Source organism: Pseudomonas sp. S3_G06 (genome assembly GCF_054667565.1).
Genome location: NZ_CP162738.1, coordinates 1,166,528 through 1,185,000, shown reverse-complemented (window position 1 = coordinate 1,185,000; position 18,473 = coordinate 1,166,528). Strand labels below are relative to the sequence as shown.

At 60.5% G+C, this 18,473-nt stretch carries 23 protein-coding genes; 14 read left to right on the top strand and 9 right to left on the bottom strand.

All coding sequences use genetic code 11. From position 1 onward, the window contains the following. The first annotated feature begins 162 nt into the window (after positions 1 to 162). Both rhtA and AB4N47_RS05405 read left to right on the top strand, forming a co-directional pair. A complete protein-coding gene (rhtA, locus tag AB4N47_RS05410; RefSeq protein ID WP_016770790.1) occupies positions 163 to 1,050 on the top strand; it encodes a threonine/homoserine exporter RhtA in 888 nt (295 codons plus the stop codon). Positions 1,051 to 1,219: 169 nt separating this feature from the next. After that, complete coding sequence (locus tag AB4N47_RS05405; protein WP_039759777.1) at positions 1,220 to 1,501, top strand: hypothetical protein; 282 nt, start codon at positions 1,220 to 1,222, stop codon at positions 1,499 to 1,501. Here the strand turns inward: AB4N47_RS05405 and AB4N47_RS05400 are convergent, their stop codons facing one another. Beyond that, a complete protein-coding gene (locus AB4N47_RS05400; RefSeq protein ID WP_130927548.1) occupies positions 1,502 to 2,071 on the bottom strand; it encodes a TetR/AcrR family transcriptional regulator in 570 nt (189 codons plus the stop codon). Between the two features lie 91 nt (positions 2,072 to 2,162). Here AB4N47_RS05400 and AB4N47_RS05395 point away from each other — a divergent pair, with 91 nt between their 5' ends. Both AB4N47_RS05395 and AB4N47_RS05390 read left to right on the top strand, forming a co-directional pair. Then, a complete protein-coding gene (locus AB4N47_RS05395) occupies positions 2,163 to 2,891 on the top strand; it encodes an SDR family oxidoreductase (protein ID WP_024013656.1) in 729 nt (242 codons plus the stop codon). Between the two features lie 41 nt (positions 2,892 to 2,932). Continuing rightward, positions 2,933 to 3,529, top strand: coding sequence for a 2-hydroxychromene-2-carboxylate isomerase (locus tag AB4N47_RS05390; RefSeq protein WP_341639418.1), 597 nt, complete (start codon positions 2,933 to 2,935; stop codon positions 3,527 to 3,529). Between the two features lie 44 nt (positions 3,530 to 3,573). Here the strand turns inward: AB4N47_RS05390 and AB4N47_RS05385 are convergent, their stop codons facing one another. From AB4N47_RS05385 to AB4N47_RS05365, 5 genes are all read right to left on the bottom strand, one after another. Further along, complete coding sequence (locus AB4N47_RS05385; protein WP_341639417.1) at positions 3,574 to 5,382, bottom strand: aminopeptidase P family protein; 1,809 nt, start codon at positions 5,380 to 5,382, stop codon at positions 3,574 to 3,576. 68 nt (positions 5,383 to 5,450) lie between these two features. After that, positions 5,451 to 6,617, bottom strand: a complete 1,167-nt coding sequence (locus tag AB4N47_RS05380) for an aminotransferase class V-fold PLP-dependent enzyme (RefSeq protein ID WP_341639416.1) — start codon at positions 6,615 to 6,617, stop codon at positions 5,451 to 5,453. Between the two features lie 205 nt (positions 6,618 to 6,822). Beyond that, positions 6,823 to 7,437: a LysE family translocator gene (locus AB4N47_RS05375; RefSeq protein WP_024013660.1), complete on the bottom strand. Its 615-nt coding sequence runs from the start codon at positions 7,435 to 7,437 to the stop codon at positions 6,823 to 6,825. A 101-nt stretch (positions 7,438 to 7,538) separates the two neighbouring features. Further along, positions 7,539 to 7,808, bottom strand: a complete 270-nt coding sequence (locus AB4N47_RS05370; protein ID WP_016770723.1) for a hypothetical protein — start codon at positions 7,806 to 7,808, stop codon at positions 7,539 to 7,541. 101 nt (positions 7,809 to 7,909) lie between these two features. Beyond that, positions 7,910 to 8,272 (bottom strand): antibiotic biosynthesis monooxygenase, encoded by a 363-nt coding sequence (locus AB4N47_RS05365; protein WP_263217394.1) that lies wholly within the window; start codon positions 8,270 to 8,272, stop codon positions 7,910 to 7,912. 92 nt (positions 8,273 to 8,364) lie between these two features. Between AB4N47_RS05365 and soxR the strand changes: the two genes are divergently transcribed. The 10 genes from soxR to AB4N47_RS05315 all read left to right on the top strand — a co-directional run bounded on the left by soxR (position 8,365) and on the right by AB4N47_RS05315 (position 15,865). Continuing rightward, entirely contained in the window at positions 8,365 to 8,817 is a 453-nt protein-coding gene (soxR, locus tag AB4N47_RS05360) for a redox-sensitive transcriptional activator SoxR (protein ID WP_341639415.1), read from the top strand. A 112-nt stretch (positions 8,818 to 8,929) separates the two neighbouring features. Continuing rightward, a complete protein-coding gene (locus AB4N47_RS05355) occupies positions 8,930 to 9,388 on the top strand; it encodes a VOC family protein (RefSeq protein WP_122507475.1) in 459 nt (152 codons plus the stop codon). A gap of 213 nt (positions 9,389 to 9,601) precedes the next feature. Then, positions 9,602 to 10,801 (top strand): PepSY domain-containing protein, encoded by a 1,200-nt coding sequence (locus AB4N47_RS05350; RefSeq protein ID WP_122507476.1) that lies wholly within the window; start codon positions 9,602 to 9,604, stop codon positions 10,799 to 10,801. Further along, complete coding sequence (locus AB4N47_RS05345) at positions 10,798 to 11,340, top strand: hypothetical protein (protein ID WP_016770801.1); 543 nt, start codon at positions 10,798 to 10,800, stop codon at positions 11,338 to 11,340. Before AB4N47_RS05350 ends, AB4N47_RS05345 begins: the two co-directional genes overlap by 4 nt. Further along, entirely contained in the window at positions 11,337 to 11,675 is a 339-nt protein-coding gene (locus tag AB4N47_RS05340; RefSeq protein WP_016770802.1) for a hypothetical protein, read from the top strand. The genes AB4N47_RS05345 and AB4N47_RS05340 overlap by 4 nt, the downstream gene beginning before the upstream one ends. After that, positions 11,672 to 12,247 (top strand): DUF6162 family protein, encoded by a 576-nt coding sequence (locus AB4N47_RS05335; RefSeq protein WP_073472510.1) that lies wholly within the window; start codon positions 11,672 to 11,674, stop codon positions 12,245 to 12,247. Before AB4N47_RS05340 ends, AB4N47_RS05335 begins: the two co-directional genes overlap by 4 nt. Positions 12,248 to 12,282: 35 nt before the next feature. Next, positions 12,283 to 13,212 (top strand): metal ABC transporter substrate-binding protein, encoded by a 930-nt coding sequence (locus AB4N47_RS05330; protein WP_460154431.1) that lies wholly within the window; start codon positions 12,283 to 12,285, stop codon positions 13,210 to 13,212. Beyond that, positions 13,209 to 14,060 (top strand): metal ABC transporter ATP-binding protein, encoded by an 852-nt coding sequence (locus AB4N47_RS05325; protein ID WP_341639413.1) that lies wholly within the window; start codon positions 13,209 to 13,211, stop codon positions 14,058 to 14,060. The genes AB4N47_RS05330 and AB4N47_RS05325 overlap by 4 nt, the downstream gene beginning before the upstream one ends. Further along, positions 14,060 to 14,959 carry a metal ABC transporter permease gene (locus tag AB4N47_RS05320; RefSeq protein WP_007917717.1) on the top strand — a complete coding sequence of 300 codons (900 nt, stop codon included), beginning with the start codon at positions 14,060 to 14,062 and terminating at the stop codon, positions 14,957 to 14,959. Before AB4N47_RS05325 ends, AB4N47_RS05320 begins: the two co-directional genes overlap by 1 nt. Then, positions 14,960 to 15,865, top strand: a complete 906-nt coding sequence (locus tag AB4N47_RS05315) for a metal ABC transporter substrate-binding protein (RefSeq protein ID WP_110646816.1) — start codon at positions 14,960 to 14,962, stop codon at positions 15,863 to 15,865. It abuts the gene before it with no gap. Between the two features lie 175 nt (positions 15,866 to 16,040). On the opposite strand, the gene AB4N47_RS05310 is transcribed toward AB4N47_RS05315, so the two are convergent. From AB4N47_RS05310 to AB4N47_RS05300, 3 genes are all read right to left on the bottom strand, one after another. After that, positions 16,041 to 16,265: an MbtH family protein gene (locus AB4N47_RS05310; protein ID WP_137216173.1), complete on the bottom strand. Its 225-nt coding sequence runs from the start codon at positions 16,263 to 16,265 to the stop codon at positions 16,041 to 16,043. A gap of 82 nt (positions 16,266 to 16,347) precedes the next feature. Continuing rightward, positions 16,348 to 17,760: a diaminobutyrate--2-oxoglutarate transaminase gene (locus AB4N47_RS05305; RefSeq protein ID WP_122601940.1), complete on the bottom strand. Its 1,413-nt coding sequence runs from the start codon at positions 17,758 to 17,760 to the stop codon at positions 16,348 to 16,350. Positions 17,761 to 17,866: 106 nt separating this feature from the next. After that, the gene (locus AB4N47_RS05300) at positions 17,867 to 18,388 is read right to left on the bottom strand and encodes a GNAT family N-acetyltransferase (protein ID WP_341639412.1); all 522 of its coding nucleotides are present in this window, start codon (positions 18,386 to 18,388) and stop codon (positions 17,867 to 17,869) included. Between the last annotated feature and the right edge of the window lie 85 nt (positions 18,389 to 18,473).

The following is an 18,473-nucleotide window of genomic DNA, read 5'->3' as shown; positions in this document are numbered from 1 at the left end:
GGCGAATTATAGACCTCTGGTATCTGCCGTCAACCGTTAATTTCGCTTTTCTTTCAACTCAGCAAAAACGCTTTCTATATATAGACGCGCCCCCATCCAATGCGCAGTATATTGCCCACTACCACAACAATACTGTTTTTTTGCCTTGGATGCTGCCGCGCAATGAATGATCAACCTCGCTCCCTTGCTTCCACATTGTTTCCGGTTTGCCTGCTCATGATAGCCATGGCGTCCATCCAGTCGGGCGCTTCTCTGGCCAAAAGCATGTTCCCCATTATCGGCGCACAAGGAACAACCACTCTTCGCTTGATCTTTGCCAGCGTGATCATGCTGCTGATACTGCGCCCATGGCGTGCAAAGCTGACCGCCAAGTCTCTTCGTACCGTGATCGTCTACGGAATGGCATTGGGTGGAATGAACTTCCTCTTTTATATGTCGCTGCGCACAGTGCCGCTGGGCATCGCCGTTGCGCTGGAATTCACCGGCCCTCTGGCTGTAGCTATATATGCCTCTCGCCGCGCCATCGATTTTGTATGGATTGCGCTTGCTGCGGCCGGCTTGCTTCTATTGATACCTACCGGGGCAACCACTGCCGGCATTGATTTGGTCGGAGCGGGTTATGCGCTGGGCGCCGGAGTGTGCTGGGCGCTGTACATTCTGTTCGGGCAAAAGGCCGGCGCCGACAACGGGGTGACGACGGCAGCCCTCGGCGTGATGATCGCCGCGCTGTTCGTGGCGCCGATCGGCATTGTTCATGCCGGCGCTGCGCTGCTTACACCATCGCTGATTCCGATCGCTATCGGCGTCGCCATTCTGTCCACCGCCCTTCCCTATACCCTGGAGATGGTCGCCCTGACGCGAATGCCCGCGCGCACCTTCGGCACGCTCATGAGTATCGAACCGGCCTTCGGAGCACTATCAGGTCTGCTTTTTCTCCAGGAATACCTTTCATTGTCACAATGGCTGGCCATCCTGTGCATTATTCTGGCGTCAGTGGGCGCAACCATGACCATGGGCAGCGGAGCAAAGCCTGCTGTCGCTGCCGACTGAAGCGTAATAGAAAGTGGGGTCTGGTAATTGGCGCTCATTTAGGCCATGTTTAGCTTCGTAACCCATCGCCAGGCATGGATTTTTTTGCAAAGGACGGCACAACGCTGCAAACGCGAGCGAATACAGGCAGACCCGAGCACCAGACTCGTGGCCGCTATTAAGGATGGTAATGAAACGAATTTTGCTATTGATCGCCCTGCTGGCGATCGCGAGTTGCGCAGCGACCTCGGAAACCCAGGTCAAACGCGGCAAGAAGGGGCTGCACATCAACTGTTCCGGACTTTCATCCTCATGGGACAAGTGCTACACCAGCGCCGCCAATTCCTGCGCGCCCAAGGGCTACAAGGTGATCGCCAAATCCGGGGACGCCGTCGAAGAACCTGGCGATTATCCGTTCGGCTTGAACCCCGCCGGTTATACCAGCCGCAGCATGATCGTCATCTGCAAATAACTACTCGGCTCGTGGCAAAGCGAGCTGACGCGTAATTTCCTCGTGACTCGAGCGCAACACCGTACGCTGCACGTCTGGTGTTGCCAGCATCCGCGCGACCACCAATGCGCCCACGCATTGCGACAGCACCGACCAGGCCAGACTCTCGCTTTCCAGTATCTCGGCCCAGCCCCGCTGAAGACGGCAGATCCAGTTTTCAGCCTGCTCACGCACCTGTACATCGGCACGGGCAATCTCCGCGCCCAATGTCGGCAGCGCGCAACCGGCCTCGGGTTGCTCGACGTGGGCCATGCTCAGGTACTGCTTCAGACAACGCTCCAGCCGCTGCCGATCTGCACCGCCCTGGCCACCAAGGCGTTCAAGACTTTCACTCAACTCTCGCTCGACGATGGCAGCGAACAACGCATCCTTGGATGAAAAGTGGCTGTAGAACGCGGCGCCACTCAAACCGATGGCTTTCATCAGGCCATCCACGCCCACCGTGGAAAACCCCGATTTCTTTGCCGACAGCGCGCTGCTTTGCAGCAATCGTTCGCGGGTTTCCGATTTGTGTCCGGCCGAATAACGCATGTCATCTCCTGAAGTAGATCGCCTTGACGCTGCCCGAATCCTAGCATAACGTTCGTTAACTAAACGATCGTTAACCCAAAGGGATTCACCCATGAATAACAAGAAGGTCGTGTTGGTTGTCGGTGCCGGTGATGCCACCGGCGGGGCAATTGCCAAGCGCTTTGCCAGTGAGGGGTTTATAGCCTGCGTGACCCGGCGCAGCGCCGACAAATTGCAGCCTCTGGTTGACGCAATCATCGCTGAGGGCGGTGAGGCCCATGGTTTTGCCTGCGATGCGCGCAAGGAAGATGACGTCATCGCCTTGATCGAAGATATCGAAACCCGCGTCGGCCCGATCGAGGCCTTTGTCTTCAACATCGGCGCCAACGTGCCCTGCAGCATTCTCGAAGAAACCGCGCGCAAATATTTCAAGATCTGGGAGATGGCCTGCTTCTCCGGTTTTCTCAATGCCCGTGAAGTGGCCAAGCGCATGGTCACTCGGCAGCGCGGCACGATTCTGTTCACTGGTGCCACGGCCGGGCTGCGCGGTGCTTCTGGATTTGCCGCTTTCGCCGGAGCCAAACACGGCATCCGCGCACTGGCGCAAAGCATGGCGAGAGAGTTGGGGCCGATGAACATTCATGTCGCCCACGTCGTAGTTGATGGTGCGATCGATACCGACTTCATCCGCGACAGCTTTCCCGAGAAATACGCGACCAAGGATCAGGACGGCATTCTCGATCCAGGGCACATCGCTGAAAACTATTGGTATCTGCACAGTCAGCCACGGGATGCCTGGACCTTCGAGCTGGACCTGCGCCCATGGAACGAACGCTGGTAAGCCCTCCCCCCTCATTACAACAATAAGAGAGCGATTTGATCATGACGAAAACCGTGGAATTCTATTTCGACCTCGGCAGCCCCACCACCTATCTGGCGCACACCCAGCTAGCGAAAATCTGCGCCGATACCCAGAACGAACTGATCTATATCCCGATGCTGTTGGGCGGCGTGTTCAAAGCCACCGGCAATGCTTCGCCAGCAATGATTCCGGCCAAGGGTCGCTACATGTTTCAGGATCTCGATCGCTTCGCCAGACGCTATGGCGTCCAGCTCAGATTCAATCCGCACTTTCCAATCAACACGCTGATATTGATGCGTGCCGTCACTGGCATGCAGATGCGCCAGCCGCAGCGTTTCGCCGAATTCGTCGATTGCCTGTTCAGGGCGCTTTGGGTTGAAGGCCGTAACCTCAACGATCCGCAAGCCATTGCCGCCGTGTTGACTGAAAACGGCTTCGACCCCCAAGAGATAATGGCGCTGACCAATGATGAATCAGTAAAAGCCGCACTCAAGGAAAACACCGAAGCCGCCATCAAGCGCGGCGTCTTCGGTGCCCCCAGCATGTTCATCGGCGATCAGCTGTTCTTCGGTCAGGATCGACTCGACTTCGTAGAAGAGGCATTGCGCCAGGATTGAAGCCGAGCCCCAAGGCATCGCGAGCGGTGCCTTGGGTAAATCGATCAAATGGCCACAGTGCGCTCGTTCAGCCAGCTCAGCGCCGCGCCATCCAGCAACGGACTCAGACGCTCGCGTACTTCACTGTGATAAGCATTGAGCCACTGCTTTTCTTCCTGAGTCAGCAGGTCGGCAATCAGGCAGCGGGTATCGATCGGGCACAGCGTCAGGGTTTCGAACTTGAGGAAGTCGCCGAATTCGCTGCTGCCGGCCTCGCGATTCATCGCCAGGTTCTCGATGCGCACGCCCCAGCGGCCCGGGCGATAAGTGCCGGGTTCGATCGAGGTAATCATCCCCGGCTGCATCGCCGTCTGCGGTGCCGGTGCCGCTTGATAAGCGATCACTTGCGGACCTTCGTGAACGTTGAGGAAATAGCCAACGCCATGACCGGTGCCATGACCGTAGTCGACGTTGTCAGCCCAGATCGGCGCACGAGCGATGGCGTCGAGCAGCGGCGACAGGATGCCTTTCGGGAATCGTGCCCGCGACAGCGCAATCACGCCTTTCAACACGCGCGTGCAGTCCTGTTTCTGCTCCTGCGTCGGCGTACCCACCGGGACCATGCGCGTGATGTCTGTGGTACCGCCAAGGTATTGGCCACCGGAGTCGATGAGCAACAGACCATCACCCTCGATCACCGCATGCTCTTCTTCGGTAGCGTGATAGTGCGGCATCGCGCCATTGGCGTTGAATGCGGCAATGGTGTTGAAGCTCAGCGAAACATAATCGGGGCGACGTTCACGGGCAGCGGTAAGTTTCTCGTCGATGGTCAGTTCGGTGATGCGCTCGCGCCCCCATGCCGATTCCAGCCAGGCAAAGAATTCGCACAACGCCGCGCCATCCTGCTCCATGGCTTTACGGATGTGCTGAGCGTCGGCCTCGCTTTTCTGCGATTTGGCCAGCGTGGTCGGGTTGAGGCCCTCGACCAGTTTCACGCCACTGTCCAGATGATCCAGCAAACCTGTGGTCACTCGTGCCGGGTCGACCAGCAGGCTCTCGCCACTCGGCACCGCACGCAATGCATCGGCCACTTCGCTGTAGTCACGCAGCGTCACGCCATTCTGCTCGAGCACGGCGCGCAGATCGGCATCGACCTTGCTCAGCGCCACGAACAGCGTGGCTTGCTGCTGATTGATCAAGGCGAACGAAACAAACACCGGGTTGAACGAGACGTCACCACCGCGCAGGTTGAACAGCCAGGCAATGTCATCCAGGGTGGCGATGAAATGCCAGTCAGCACCGCGCTCTTGCAAGGTTTCGCGCAGTTTCGCCAGTTTCTCGCCACGGCTGACGGTCGCTTGCGGCGGCAGATGCTGATAGATCGGCGCGTTCGGCAGGCTCGGGCGATCACGCCAGACTTCCTCCAACAGGTCGGTATCGGTGCGCAGGCGAGCGCCGCGTACTTCAAGTTTGCTGCTCAGCGTGCGCGCCGAAGCCACCGCCATTACCGCGCCATCCACCGCAACCACGCCGCCCTCGGGGGTTTGCTCCGCCAGCCAGTCCAGCGGGCTCGGTTGCCCCGGTTGCAGCTTGACCAGTTCGATGCCGCTGCCGTTGAGCTCTTTCGTCGCCTGTTCCCAGTAACGACTGTCGGCCCACACGCCGGCGAAATCAGCAGTGACGATCAGCGTACCGACCGAACCGTGGAAACCCGACAGCCATTGCCGGCCCTGCCAGTAACCCGGCAGGTATTCCGAAAGATGCGGGTCGGCGGACGGCACCAGCAGCGCATGGATGCCTTCGCGGCGCATCAGTTCACGGGTATGCGCCAGGCGCTGAGGCACCGATCCTTCGGTCAAGGTGTGGGAACTCATCATGTCTCCTGCTAATCGCGTCATCGTTATTGTTCGTAGCCTTCGCGGCCATGGAAAGCATCTGCTGTTTAGAGCCCTGCCGCCCAGAATGCCGGGGCACTGGCACAGGCGGTGGTGATCAGGTCAACGGCCTTGTCGACATCCTCGACGGTGGTAAACCGCCCGAGGCTCAAGCGAATGGTGCGCCCCGCCAGCCGCGCATCGTGTCCGAGCGCGAGCAGCACGTGGGACGGCTCATTACTTGCGGAATTACACGCCGACGTCGCGGAAAACGCGATCGAATGGCTCAATGCGGCGCTGTTGAACTCGCCCTCGCTGAAGGTCAGGCTCAGGGTGTGCGGAATACGTTGCGAGGCACTGCCATTGAGGCGCACGCCGGGCAACTTCAAAAGCTGTTCGAGCAAGCGTTCGCGCAAAGCGATGATGGATTTTTTCTCTTCATCGAATGCGTCGGCGGCCAAAGCGAAAGCAGCGCCCATCCCGGCAATCTGATGAGTCGCCAGGGTTCCGGAGCGCAGGCCACCTTCATGACCGCCGCCGTGGATCTGTGCCTGCAAGCGTTGCTGCGCCTGCGGGCCGACATACAAGGCGCCGATGCCCTTGGGGCCGTAGAGTTTGTGTGCGGAAAACGACATCAGATCCACCGGCCAGCGGCTCAGCTCGATCGCGACTTTGCCCGCGCCTTGCGCCGCATCAACATGAAACAACGCCTGCCGACTGCCCACCACTTCGCCAATCGCCTCGACATCGTTGACCGTGCCCAACTCGTTGTTGACCAGCATCAGCGAGACCAGAAAGGTGTCGTCACGCATCGCTTCGCTGACCGCTTGCGGCGTGATCAAGCCTTGGGCGTCCGGCACCAGATAGGTCACGGCAATGCCCGAGTCCTGCAATTGCCGCGCGGTGTCGAGAATGGCCTTGTGTTCGATCTGACTGGTAATGATATGGCCGCCGGGAATGCCACGGGCCTGAGCGACGCCTTTGAGGGCGAGGTTGTTGGATTCGGTGGCCCCGGAGGTCCAGACAATCTGCTCAGGCTGCGCGCCGACCAGATCGGCAACTTGCCGGCGCGCCTGCTCGACCGTCTGCCGGGCCTGCTGGCCGAAAGCGTGGGAGCTGGACGCCGGGTTACCAAAGTTACCGTGAAAACCCAGACATTCGATCATCACCTGGATGACCCGCTCGTCCACCGGGGTGGTGGCGGCGTAATCGAAATACAACGGACGTGTGTTCATAAAGGACTCGCAGAGCGTGTTCCGGGATCAGGAGGCTCGTGTCTGCAAACGACAATGCACAGCCTCGTGAGCTGTGCATGGGTTCGAGAGCGTCATCAATACCTGATCGGATGCCGTTAAAGAAGTAGGGCTTCATTTAAAAGTGCGTAGGAACGCTCCTGAAACCGAGCTTAACAGGCATCGGGCCGGCGATTGAAGCAATGCGTCAGTGAAAGCTTTCCAGAAGTAACGGATACAGCGAGATCACCAACAGCGCCGCCATGCCCCAATTGAACACGCGCAACCAGCGCGGATCTTTCAGCACATTGCGCAACAGCGTGCCGCACGCCGCCCACAGGCCGACACTGGGCAGATTGATGATGGCGAACACCGCCGCGATGATCACGACGTTATAGAAGTAACCCTGCATCGGCGTGTACGTGCTGATGGCACCGATGGCCATGATCCACGCCTTGGGATTGACCCATTGGAACGCCGCGGCGCCCAGATAGCTGATCGGTTTCGCCTCGCCGTGGGCACTGTCGCCGACCGGGCCGGAGTGGGCGATTTTCCACGCCAGATACAACAAATACGCCGCGCCGACATAACGCAGCACCGTATACAGAATCGGATAGGCCTGAAACACCGCGCCAAGGCCGAAGCCCACCGCTACCACCAACAGGAAGAAGCCGCAGCTGATGCCGAGCATGTGCGGAATGGTGCGGTTGAAACCGAAATTCACTCCGGACGCCAGCAACATGGTGTTGTTCGGCCCCGGTGTGATAGAGGTGACAAGGGCAAACAGGGCAAAGCCCAACAGCAGATCAAGCGAGAGGTTCATCGAGGCAGTCCATCCAGGGTCGTTCAGCTGTTGACCCTATCCCACACGGCCCGGCAAACCCACGGACAGTTAGGGAAAACTTCAAGCAGTACAGTTTGCTTTCAGCTCGGACGACCGTGCAGCTGTATGGCACGTTCGGCGCTCATCTCACCCTGTTGGTCGAAGCCGAAAGTCTTCTGCGGCTGGCCGAGCAATTGGGCTTTTTTCGCGTGGTATTCGTCGAATGACAAGCCGCTGCGGTTCAGCGCTTCCAGCGCCAGTTCGCGGGATTCTTCAGCGGTGTAAGGGCGCAGCTCGGGCGAAACATGGCCGGCACAACCGGCGAGTACGGAAACAGCGAGCATCAGCGAAACAGTCAGTAAACGGTTCATGGGAGCGTCCTGGCGAGCAATGTGGGGTCGATGGAGAAAGGCTACGCCCCGGCTCGCTCGCGCAGAAATCAACGCTCTCAATAGTGGCTATCAGCTTTGCGCTAATACTGGCTGACCGGCAAACGGCAGTGCAGCGCGTCGTCGTGGCTGCGGGCGATACTGCTGTGCACCTGGAACGAGTTGAAGGTCACGTTTTTCGCCCGATGGGTACGGATCAATTGCCAGAAATCCTCCTCGCCGCTTTCGAAACTGCGAAACGCCGCCTCCCCCGCTTCGCGGCTCTGCCATTGCAAAAAGCTCAGCACGCGGCGGCCGTCGTCGCTGGCCTGCACGCTGGCGCTGAGAAACCCGTCGTAACGCTGGGCCAGCCCCTCGGTCTGCGTCGCCAGTGCCGTGACCAGCGCTGCTTGCTGGCGGGGTTCGATTTCGAATTCGATCAATTGGGTAAAGCTGCGATTGCTCATGGAAAGCCCCACTCATCTTGAAGCGAGCCTTGCGACCCGAAGAGCTGCAGGGTAAAACCTCTAGTTAAGTCAAGGTCAAGAGTATTTTCCGCATGATCAGCAAGGAGCAGGTGCACAAGCCTCTCACCGTGGGTGAGGTTGCGGCGCGCAGTGGCGTCGCGGTCACGGCGCTGCATTTTTATGAAGCCAAAGGTTTGATCAAGAGTGAACGCAATGCCGGCAACCAGCGCCGCTATCCGCGCGCCGTCCTGCGCCGGGTGGCGTTGATCAAAGTCGCGCAACGTCTGGGGATACCGTTGGCGGAAATCGGCGAAGCGCTGAAAATCCTGCCGCAGGATCGCGCGCCGTCTGCAGCTGACTGGAAAACGCTATCTGAACAATGGCAGCGCGAACTCGATGAACGAATCAGGCAATTGACGCTGGTGCGCGATCAGCTCACCGGGTGCATCGGCTGTGGCTGTTTGTCGATGGAGGCGTGTCCATTGCGCAATAAAGGCGACATGCTCGGTGATCGAGGGCCAGGCCCGCACTTTCGCGATGAGTGATGATTGCTGCTCGTCGGCGGAAAACCTGTGCAGTAAGGACGGTTCTATAGTGATTGCTCCGGGTAAATCCGGTGTAACCACGTCTGTTGAAAACAAAAACAGGGAGAACGTCATGAGCGTCAAACCCATTCCCGAGGGGTATCACAGCATTACCCCGTATCTCGGCATCCAACAGGCCGCCGAGGCCATCGAGTTCTACAAGAAAGCCTTCAATGCCAGCGAAGTCATGCGCCTGACCATGCCCGACGGCAACATCGGCCACGCCGAGCTGCGCATCGGCGACAGCGCGATCATGCTCGGCACGCCTTGCGACCAAGGGCCGTTGAGCAATCCACAGCAGGCGGTGTCGATCGGCTTGCACCTGTATGTCACCGATGTCGACCAGTCCTTTCAACAAGCACTGGATGCCGGGGCGCAAAGCGTCTCCGAGGTCAAAGACCAGTTTTACGGTGACCGCAGCGGTACCTTGAGAGATCCGTTCGGCCATCTGTGGTTTCTCGCCACGCACAAGGAAGATCTGAGCGAAGAGCAGATTCGCCAGCGGGCGATGGAAATGTTCAACCAAAACTGAGGACTTGTTGTTGGAACCGACCGCTAAATACACGCTGTCGATGTAATTGCGAAACATTTACTTTCATATCCGCTTTCGGGATTTTCTTCGCTCATCCGTCTTATAGGAATGCAGGCCGTTCGCGTAGGCAAAAGCCACGAACGGCCTCCCGGGGAGTTCCGTGCTGCGAAGCCCGTAGCCCGGCCCCTTCCACCGCAATCAAGACGCGCAATCATGTCGAAGAAATCCCGTTCCAAACTGTGGTTCCTGGTGCATAGCTGGCTGGCGTTGCCGATCTGGTTCTTTGTGCTGATCGTCTGTGTCACCGGCACGCTGGCGGTGGTCAGCCAGGAGATTGTCTGGCTGGCCAACCCGCAAATGCGCGCCAGTCAACCGTCGGACGATGCGCCGCGACTTAGCTACGACCAGATTCTCGCCGCGATCAAACAGGCCGAGCCGCATACCCTGGTGCAGAGCATCAATCGCCCGGACGAGTCGCACTTTGCCCTCGACGTCGAAGTCAGCTACCCCGACGGGCGCTCGTTGACGGTCTATGTCAATCCGTACACCGGGGTCATCCAGGGCACCGCGCCGGCCTTTGATTTCAAAGCGTTCACGCGCGCCCTGCATGGCTGGTGGCTGGTGCCGTTCACCAATGGCTACAGCTGGGGCTGGTATCTGGTGTCGCTGCTCGGCGTGCCGATGCTGGTGTCGCTGATTACCGGGCTGGTGGTGTACAAGCGCTTCTGGAAAGGTTTCCTGCGCCCGACACTGCGCGTGCGCCACGGCGCGCGGATTTTCTGGGGCGACTTTCATCGCCTGTGCGGCATCTGGTCGATCTGGTTCATCGCGGTGATTTCCATCACCGGCATCTGGTTCCTGATCAAGGCGATCCTGTTCGATAACCAGATTTCCATTTCCAGCGAACCGATCATTCCGGCGATGTCCCGCGAAAGTGTGCCGATCTCGGCCGCCGGCACCCCGCCGCCGCGTATCAGCCTGGACCGCGCCATCGAAATCGCCCAGCAGAAGATTCCGGGCCTGGAAGCCAGCTACGTCAACCTGCCGGGCAATGCCTACTCGCACATGAGCGTCAGCGGCCGTGGCTGGTATCCGCTGATGTATCAGACCGCGACTCTCAACCCGTACAACGGCGAAATGGCCTCCTCACGGTTGTTGTCCGATCGGTCCTCGCTGGAATTCGTCACCGAATCCATGCGCCCGCTGCACACCGGCGACTTCGGCGGCATCTGGATCAAACTGATCTGGTTCTTCTTCGGTCTGTTGCTGAGCATGATGATCCTCAGCGGCCTGCTGATCTGGACCAAGCGCACCGCGTTGGCCACCGCCAATGCGCTGAAACGCGAGGACAAGAAAAACCGCGTCACCGCCCAACCGGCGCTGCGCCGTGAGCCTTCGGAGGCGAGCCTGTGAACAAAGCCATCTCGGTCACACCGCCCTCGCGCCTGTCGCGTTTCTGGCACAAGTGGCGTTTCCACATCAATGTCCTGCTGTTGCTGATCCCGCTGGGCTTCATGCCGAAATACTTTGCCGATGCCTCGCTGTTTCGCGGCGACAGTGGCCTGGGCCAACGGGAAATAGGCACGGTTCAGGTCGGCCCGTGGAGCCTGCGCCTGGCCGAACTGCGCGACGAGGCACCGCACCTGAGCGGTCCGGCCGGCTATATGAAGGATTTCACTGCCGCCGTTTGTGATACCTGCGTCGAACAGGTCAAGGCTACTTACCTGCGCATCGGCAAGCCGCGCAGTCTGCGCGCCGCTGGCACGATCTTCTTCGGTACGCCTTATCGCATGGGCACGCAAATGCCGATCCCGGCAAAGACCAAACCTGACGCCGAGCTGTGGATCACCATGGAAGGCTGGGACGGCAGCATGCACCAAGCCGCGATTCCCCTGAGCCAAGCCTCCCCCGCCACGGTTGCGTGGCTGAACAAACAAGGAGCCAAACCATGACTCGCTCACCCCTTCAGACCCGTTTGCTCGCCAGCGCCGCGCTGCTGCTGAGCGCCGGTTTCAGCGCCAGCGCCCTGGCGCACAACCCGATGTGCGAATGCAAAGCCATCGATGCCGAACAGATCAAATGCACCGGCGGTTTTTCCGACGGCAGCGGCGCGCCGGGGGTGACCCTCGACGTGATCGGCTACGACGAAACCATTCTGGTGCCGGGCAAACTCGGTGACGACTCAACGCTGACGTTCAAGAAACCCGGCAGCGAGTTCTATGTGCTGTTCGACGCCGGCCCCGGCCACGTTGTGGAAATCGACCAGGCGGATATCGAAGCCCCATGAGTAGCCCGACGACGCAAGTGGTACGCCCGGCCGGCGCCGGCCATGAAACCCTCAATGTGCTGCTGTTGTGCCTGCTGATCCTCGCGGTCGCCGGCTCGGTGGTGGCGTGGCGCGGGGTTTCCCATGAACCGGAGCCGGTCGCCAGCAACCAGTACGACGCCCGCCGCGATCTCAGCGCCGCCGAGCAAGGCATCTATGCCGACCTGCGGGTAACCCTCGACGAAATCCGCTTGCTGCGCGAAGAGCAACAAGCCCTGCCGACGCCACAAATGCTCGCTGACGAAGGTTTCGCGCCGTTCGCGCAGGACGCCAGTTCAGTCAGCCGTGGTGGTCACGCATGGCAGATGCTCGCCGAACGCGCCTATTTCGGCCGTAGTGCGACGCCTGATGTCGCCGGTTCATTTCTGATGCGTGTCGGCACTGACGCCAACGCGGCGCCGGACATCTGGCTCAAGCGCAGCGCCGATCCCGCGCCTGCTGAAGATCTGTCTGACGCCGCGCTGTCCGCCGCTGGCTGGAAACAGATCGTCGCGCAATTCGATGCCGGGGTTACCCGCGAACATCGCCATTGATTCCTCGCCTTTATCCGAGAGAAGACTGCTTGCCCATGTCCATTTCATCTCCTCGCCGTTCCTTGTTAAGCCTGTTTCTGCTTGGCCTGTGCGCCTGCCTGCTGAGCCCGTTGGCCAGCGCCGAGCAAGGCAAACGCCTGCGTATCGGCATCACTCTGCATCCGTATTACAGCTACGTCGCCAACATCGTCGGCGACAAGGCCGAAGTGGTGCCGCTGATTCCTGCGGGCTTTAATCCGCACGCCTACGAACCGCGCGCCGAAGACATCAAGCGCATCAGCGGACTGGACGTGATCGTGCTCAACGGCGTCGGTCATGACGACTTCGCCGACCGGATGATCGCCGCCAGCGAAACACCCAACGTCAAAACCATCGAAGCCAACGAGAACGTGCCATTGCTGGCGGCCACCGGTGTCGCTGCGCGCGGCGCCGGCAAAGTGGTCAATCCGCACACGTTCCTGTCGATCAGCGCCTCCATCGCCCAGGTCAACAACATCGCCCGCGAGCTGGGCAAGATCGATCCGGACAACGCCAAGATCTACACGCAAAACGCCCGCGCCTATGGCAAACGCCTGCGGCAGATGCGCGCCGACGCTTTGGCCAAACTGACCCAGGCACCCAACGCCGAACTGCGCGTGGCCACAGTGCATGCGGCTTATGACTATCTTTTGCGCGAATTCGGTCTGGAAGTGACGGCCGTGGTCGAGCCCGCCCACGGCATCGAGCCAAGCCCGAGTCAGCTGAAAAAGACCATCGACCAGTTGCGTGAACTCGACGTCAAAGTGATCTTCTCGGAGATGGATTTCCCGTCCAGCTACGTCGACACCATCCAGCGCGAATCCGGGGTGAAGCTGTACCCGCTGTCGCACATTTCCTACGGCGAATACACCGCCGACAAGTACGAAAAGGAAATGACCGGCAACCTCAACACCGTGGTTCGGGCGATTCAGGAGTCAGGGGCATGACGTCGAAAGAAACTCTGATCCCTGACAACACCGATAACCCGGTGGGAGCGAGCCTGCTCGCGAATGCGCCGGATCAGGCAACATCTTCGCGGAATGACACACCGCATCCGCGAGCAGGCTCGCTCTCGCAGGGGAAAAATGGGCCGGCGCTGGAGTTTGCGGATATCAGCCTGACCTTGGGGCGCACGACGATTCTCGACAAGGTCAGCTTCCAGGTGCAGCCCGGCAGCGTGCATGCGCTGGTCGGCCCCAACGGCGGTGGCAAGAGTTCGCTGATCAAGACCCTGCTCGGGCAGATGCCGCATCAGGGCCAGCTCAGCCTGCACTGGCCCGGCGAGCCTGGCACCATTGGTTACGTCCCGCAGGCGCTGGAGTTCGATCGCGGCCTGCCGATGACCGTCGACGATTTCATGGCCGCCATGTGTCAGCGCCGCCCAGCCTTTCTCGGTTTGAGCAAACACTACGCCGGCGCCATCGGCGAGGCACTTGAGCGCGTCGGCATGCAGGACAAGCGCAAGCGCCGCATGGGCGCGCTGTCCGGCGGCGAGCGGCAGCGGGTGCTGCTCGCGCAGGGCTTGATTCCGGCGCCGCAATTGCTGGTGCTCGACGAGCCGATGTCGGCCCTCGATGAGGCCGGGATCCAGGTGTTCGAACGTCTGCTGACTGACTGGCGCGCGGCGGGCATCACGGTGTTGTGGATCGAACATGACCTGGAGGCGGTGGGTCGGCTGGCCGATCGGGTTACCGGTCTCAACCGCCGCGTGCTGTTCGATGCCACACCGCAACAGGCGCTGACTCCGGAACGTCTGCTGACGCTGTTTTCCACCCATCCACGGAGCGCGGTCTGATGAGCTACGAAGCCTTTCGTTTGATGGTCCAGGGTTGGGCGTCTTCCGGTTATCTGCCGGAAGCGCTGGCCTACGGTTTTGTCGTCAACGCCTTGCTCGCCGGCCTACTGATCGGCCCGGTGCTGGGCGGGCTCGGCACGCTGGTGGTGGTCAAGCGCTTCGCGTTCTTTTCCGAAGCAGTCGGCCATGCCGCGTTGACCGGTGTCGCCATCGGCATCCTGCTCGGCGAACCCTACACCGGCCCGTACGGCAGCCTGTTTGGCTACTGCCTGCTGTTCGGCATCCTGCTCAATTACTTGCGCAACCGCACAGGGCTGGCACCGGATACGCTGATCGGCGTGTTTCTCTCGGTGTCGCTGGCCCTGGGCGCGAGCCTGCTGCTGATTCTTGCCGGAAAAATCAACGTGCACATTCTGGAAAACGTGCTGTTCGGTTCGGTGTTGACCGTCAACGGCAATGATCTGGCGGTGCTGGCCATCGTCGGTTCGCTGGTCATGGCCCTCGCCCTGCCGCTGTACAACCGCATCATGCTCGCCAGTTTCAATCCGCAACTGGCGGCGGTGCGTGGCGTAGCGGTGAAGACCCTGGATTACCTGTTCGTGATCCTGGTGACCTTGATCACCGTCGCGGCAGTGAAGGTGATTGGCGCGATTCTGGTCGGTGCCTTGCTGGTGATTCCTGCGGCAGCGGCGCGCTTGCTCAGTCAGTCGCTGAAAGGGTTTTTCTGGTGCTCGGTGCTGATCGCTACCGTCAGCACCCTGTGCGGGATTCTTGCGCCGATCGTATTCGATCTGCCGATCCCGTCCGGCGCCGCGATCATTCTGGTCGCCGGCATCGCTTTCGCCCTCGCCGCCATTGCGCGCGGCGTCGTCCCCAGCCTGAAAGGGAACCTTGGATAAATGGCTTTTTCATTGCGTAACCTGACTCTGGCCATGGCCCTGTGTGGCGTGGTCTGCACTCCGTTGATGGCGGCTGAAACTGCGAAACCGTTGCGCGTTCTGGCCTCGTTACCGATCACCTATGGATTGGGCGAGGCATTGCTCAAGGGCACGAACGTCAACCTCGAACGCGCGGCGCCGGCCAACCTGCCCGGCAGCCGCCAGACCGCGTATTTCACCGGCCGTGGCGCTCCGGCGCTGAGCAAACTGGCCACCGACGCGGACGCGGTAATCGGTCTGCGTTCGCTGTGGGCCGATGATCCGCTGTACCCGATCGCGCGGCGCAGCAACATCCGTATCGTCGAAGTCGACGCTGCGCGCCCGGTCGACGGCGCCCTGCCCGGCATCGCCGTGCAGCCGGGCCTGCAGGTTGATGGCCTGAACAGCCAGCCATGGCTGGCGAGCAACAACATGGGGCGCATGGCCGATGTGATGGCCGCAGACCTGGTGCGCCTGGCGCCGAGCGCCAAGCCTGCGATCGAGGCCAACCTGGCGGCGTTGAAACAGCGTTTGCTGAAACTCAGCGCGGACACCGAAGCGCGTCTGGCCGAGGCGGACAACCTGAGCGTGATGAGCCTGAGCGATCACTTCGGCTATCTGATTGGCAGCCTCAACCTTGAACTGGCCGGACAGGACGCGCGTCCTGATGCAGAGTGGACGCCAGAGGAGTTGAAGAAGCTGACAGCGACGCTCAAGGACAATGACGTGGCGGTGGTGCTGCACCATCGCCAGCCCGCGGAGCCGGTGAAAGCAGCGATTGCCGAATCCGGCAGCCGCCTGGTGGTGTTGAGTACCGATGCGGCGGATCCGCTGGCGGAGCTGGAGGGGAATGTGGATTTGTTGCTCAAGGGGTTGAGCGGAGCGTAGTTCCAGTAAATCCGCGTTATCGTTCTTCGCGAGCAGGCTCGCTCCCACAGGGGATCGCATTTCAATTGTGGGAGCGAGCCTGCTCGCGAAGAGGCCTGCGCCCACAACGTCACTCTCCAGACATGAAAAACCCGCTGACCATCACTGGTCCAGCGGGTTCTTTTTGTCCGGTCGCTTATTGCGCCGGGACTTGCGCATCCATCTTCTGGCGCAGGCTCAACGGGCGCATGTCGGTCCAGACTTCTTCGATATAGGCCAGGCATTCCTTTTTCAGGCCGCTCTTGCCCACGGTGCGCCAGCCTTGCGGCACAGCTTTGTAATCGGGCCAGATCGAGTATTGCTCTTCGTGGTTGACCACGACCTGAAAGAGGATGTCCTCGCGGTCGAATACTGACGTCATGCTGGTTCTCCATCGTTGTAAGGTCGGCTGCACAAGGAATGCAGCCGGGTATGTAGAAAGAACGTTCGCCGCGCGGAAAAATTTACAGCGCGGTGGTGGCAGCGGCCAATGCGCGACCGAAGATCTCGGCCACCCGGTCGATTTCCGCGGCAGTGATCACCAGCGGCGGCAGGAAGCGCACCACTGCGCCATGGCGACCGCCCAGCTCCAGAATCAGGCCACGCTTGAGGCATTCACGCTGGACCAGCGGCGCCAGACGCGCAAACGCTGGCGGATGACCGAGCGCGTCGGGCGCGCCGTTCGGGTCCACAAGTTCGACGCCGAGCATCAGGCCGCGACCACGAATATCGCCCAGTTGCGGGAAGTCGCGTTGCAGGATGTGCAGATGCTCGCTGAGTCGATCACCCATGGCGGCGGCGTGCTCGCAAACCTTGTGCTCCACCAGATAGCGCATCACCGCTGAACCGGCGGCCATGGCCATCTGATTGCCGCGGAACGTGCCGGCATGGGCGCCGGGTTGCCAGGTGTCGAGCCAGTCGCGGTAAACCACCACCGCCAACGGCAGGCTGCCACCGATGGCTTTGGACAGTACAACCACATCCGGAACGATACCCGCGTGTTCAAAGGCAAACATCTTGCCGGTACGGGCGAAACCGCTCTGGATCTCATCAACGATCAACGCCACACCGGCCTTCTCGGTGATCCGGCGCAAGCCGCGCAACCACTCGACATCCGCTGGTATCACCCCGCCCTCACCCTGTACCGCCTCAACGATCACCGCCGCCGGCAATTGCACGCCGGCCTCGGGATCGTTGAGCAGGCTTTCCAGATAACTCAGATTGGCGTTGACGCCCGCTGCGCCGCCCAGACCGAACGGGCAACGGTAATCGTAGGGAAAAGGCATGAACTGCACGCCGTTGCTGAGCAAGGCACCCAATGGTTTTTTCGGCCCCAGGCTGCCCATCAGGCTCAACGCACCTTGGCTCATGCCGTGATAACCGCCGGAAAATGACAGCACGGTGCTGCGCCCGGTTGCGGTGCGCACCAGTTTCAGCGCTGCTTCCACGGCGTCGGTGCCGGTCGGGCCACAAAACTGGATCTTCGCTTGCGCCGCCAACTCCGTCGGCAGCAGTCCGAACAGGTCCTGGACGAATTGATCCTTGACCGGCGTAGTCAGGTCGAGGGTGTGCAGCGGCAGCTCATCAGCCAGCACCTGCTGGATCGCCTCGATCACCACCGGGTGGTTATGCCCCAGCGCCAGCGTGCCGGCGCCGGCCAGGCAGTCGATGAATGTACGTCCTTCAACATCCTCGACATACAGGCCCTTGGCACGCTTGAGCGCCAAGGGAATACGCCGAGGATAACTGCGTGCGTTGGACTCCTGCCGGCTCTGCCGCGCCAACAACGGTGATTCGTTGAATTCGAACAACGTTTCCGCCGGCGCCGAGGCGACCCGGGCCGACGACGCTTCGATAAGACTGGTGGCGACTGACATCTCTCGACCCCTCAATTCGCTATGGATAGTGACCAGAACAGCACACCGACAGGTGCGCGTTCCGGTCGCGGGGCGCACTTGCAGGTTTTCCTGTTCTGGAAACGCTTCAGCGCGGTGCGGATTTACACCCTTGATCGAGTTGTCCGGCCGGTGAGGACAAAGGTTTGCGCAGCGGCACGGTTTGCAGGCCGATGGAGTGGCCGGGTGGCGCTGCCTGTTGGTAACCCAGATGCCGATAGAACGCCTCGGCGGTGCGGGTGCTGTTGAGGTGCACATGCTGCACACCACGAATGCGCAACCAGCCCTCGAGATTGTGCATCAGCGCCCTGCCGACGCCCCGGCGAAAGGATTCCGGCTGGACGTAACACAGCAGGATTTCGCCACCGACCCGAGCCATGCCGACACCAACCGGTATGTCATCAAGCAAAGCGACGCAGAGACAGAAGTGTGGGTCGGCGAGCCGGCTACTGATGAAATCGGCGGAGGAGCGGCTGAGCCAGTCGCTGACGAGAAGCGGATGGTTGCGGTGATCGAGTGCACATCCGATACGGATCGAGCGCTCGACAATACGGTTGATGATGCCGGAGTCGGCCAGAGTGGCCGAACGTACGCAGACGGGTGCTTCCATGGCGCAGTTCCCTCAATCCTTTGAGTCAAAGCTGGGTTGACCTTAGCCCCAACCCTGGCGGATAGCGAACGCCGAGAAGTTACAT

What these genes read in the sequence shown, in the direction of transcription:
- AB4N47_RS05385 (WP_341639417.1), bottom strand. Translation starts at nt 5,382, where the DNA reads ATGAGTTCCCACACCTTGACCGAAGGATCGGTGCCTCAGCGCCTGGCG.
- AB4N47_RS05310 (WP_137216173.1), bottom strand. Translation starts at nt 16,265, where the DNA reads ATGACGTCAGTATTCGACCGCGAGGACATCCTCTTTCAGGTCGTGGTC.
- AB4N47_RS05390 (WP_341639418.1), top strand. Translation starts at nt 2,933, where the DNA reads ATGACGAAAACCGTGGAATTCTATTTCGACCTCGGCAGCCCCACCACC.
- AB4N47_RS05330 (WP_460154431.1), top strand. Translation starts at nt 12,283, where the DNA reads ATGTCCATTTCATCTCCTCGCCGTTCCTTGTTAAGCCTGTTTCTGCTT.
- AB4N47_RS05315 (WP_110646816.1), top strand. Translation starts at nt 14,960, where the DNA reads ATGGCTTTTTCATTGCGTAACCTGACTCTGGCCATGGCCCTGTGTGGC.
- AB4N47_RS05365 (WP_263217394.1), bottom strand. Translation starts at nt 8,272, where the DNA reads ATGAGCAATCGCAGCTTTACCCAATTGATCGAATTCGAAATCGAACCC.
- AB4N47_RS05380 (WP_341639416.1), bottom strand. Translation starts at nt 6,617, where the DNA reads ATGAACACACGTCCGTTGTATTTCGATTACGCCGCCACCACCCCGGTG.
- AB4N47_RS05395 (WP_024013656.1), top strand. Translation starts at nt 2,163, where the DNA reads ATGAATAACAAGAAGGTCGTGTTGGTTGTCGGTGCCGGTGATGCCACC.
- AB4N47_RS05355 (WP_122507475.1), top strand. Translation starts at nt 8,930, where the DNA reads ATGAGCGTCAAACCCATTCCCGAGGGGTATCACAGCATTACCCCGTAT.
- soxR (WP_341639415.1), top strand. Translation starts at nt 8,365, where the DNA reads ATGATCAGCAAGGAGCAGGTGCACAAGCCTCTCACCGTGGGTGAGGTT.
- AB4N47_RS05340 (WP_016770802.1), top strand. Translation starts at nt 11,337, where the DNA reads ATGACTCGCTCACCCCTTCAGACCCGTTTGCTCGCCAGCGCCGCGCTG.
- AB4N47_RS05375 (WP_024013660.1), bottom strand. Translation starts at nt 7,437, where the DNA reads ATGAACCTCTCGCTTGATCTGCTGTTGGGCTTTGCCCTGTTTGCCCTT.
- AB4N47_RS05400 (WP_130927548.1), bottom strand. Translation starts at nt 2,071, where the DNA reads ATGCGTTATTCGGCCGGACACAAATCGGAAACCCGCGAACGATTGCTG.
- AB4N47_RS05305 (WP_122601940.1), bottom strand. Translation starts at nt 17,760, where the DNA reads ATGTCAGTCGCCACCAGTCTTATCGAAGCGTCGTCGGCCCGGGTCGCC.
- AB4N47_RS05350 (WP_122507476.1), top strand. Translation starts at nt 9,602, where the DNA reads ATGTCGAAGAAATCCCGTTCCAAACTGTGGTTCCTGGTGCATAGCTGG.
- AB4N47_RS05325 (WP_341639413.1), top strand. Translation starts at nt 13,209, where the DNA reads ATGACGTCGAAAGAAACTCTGATCCCTGACAACACCGATAACCCGGTG.
- AB4N47_RS05405 (WP_039759777.1), top strand. Translation starts at nt 1,220, where the DNA reads ATGAAACGAATTTTGCTATTGATCGCCCTGCTGGCGATCGCGAGTTGC.
- rhtA (WP_016770790.1), top strand. Translation starts at nt 163, where the DNA reads ATGAATGATCAACCTCGCTCCCTTGCTTCCACATTGTTTCCGGTTTGC.
- AB4N47_RS05370 (WP_016770723.1), bottom strand. Translation starts at nt 7,808, where the DNA reads ATGAACCGTTTACTGACTGTTTCGCTGATGCTCGCTGTTTCCGTACTC.
- AB4N47_RS05300 (WP_341639412.1), bottom strand. Translation starts at nt 18,388, where the DNA reads ATGGAAGCACCCGTCTGCGTACGTTCGGCCACTCTGGCCGACTCCGGC.
- AB4N47_RS05335 (WP_073472510.1), top strand. Translation starts at nt 11,672, where the DNA reads ATGAGTAGCCCGACGACGCAAGTGGTACGCCCGGCCGGCGCCGGCCAT.
- AB4N47_RS05320 (WP_007917717.1), top strand. Translation starts at nt 14,060, where the DNA reads ATGAGCTACGAAGCCTTTCGTTTGATGGTCCAGGGTTGGGCGTCTTCC.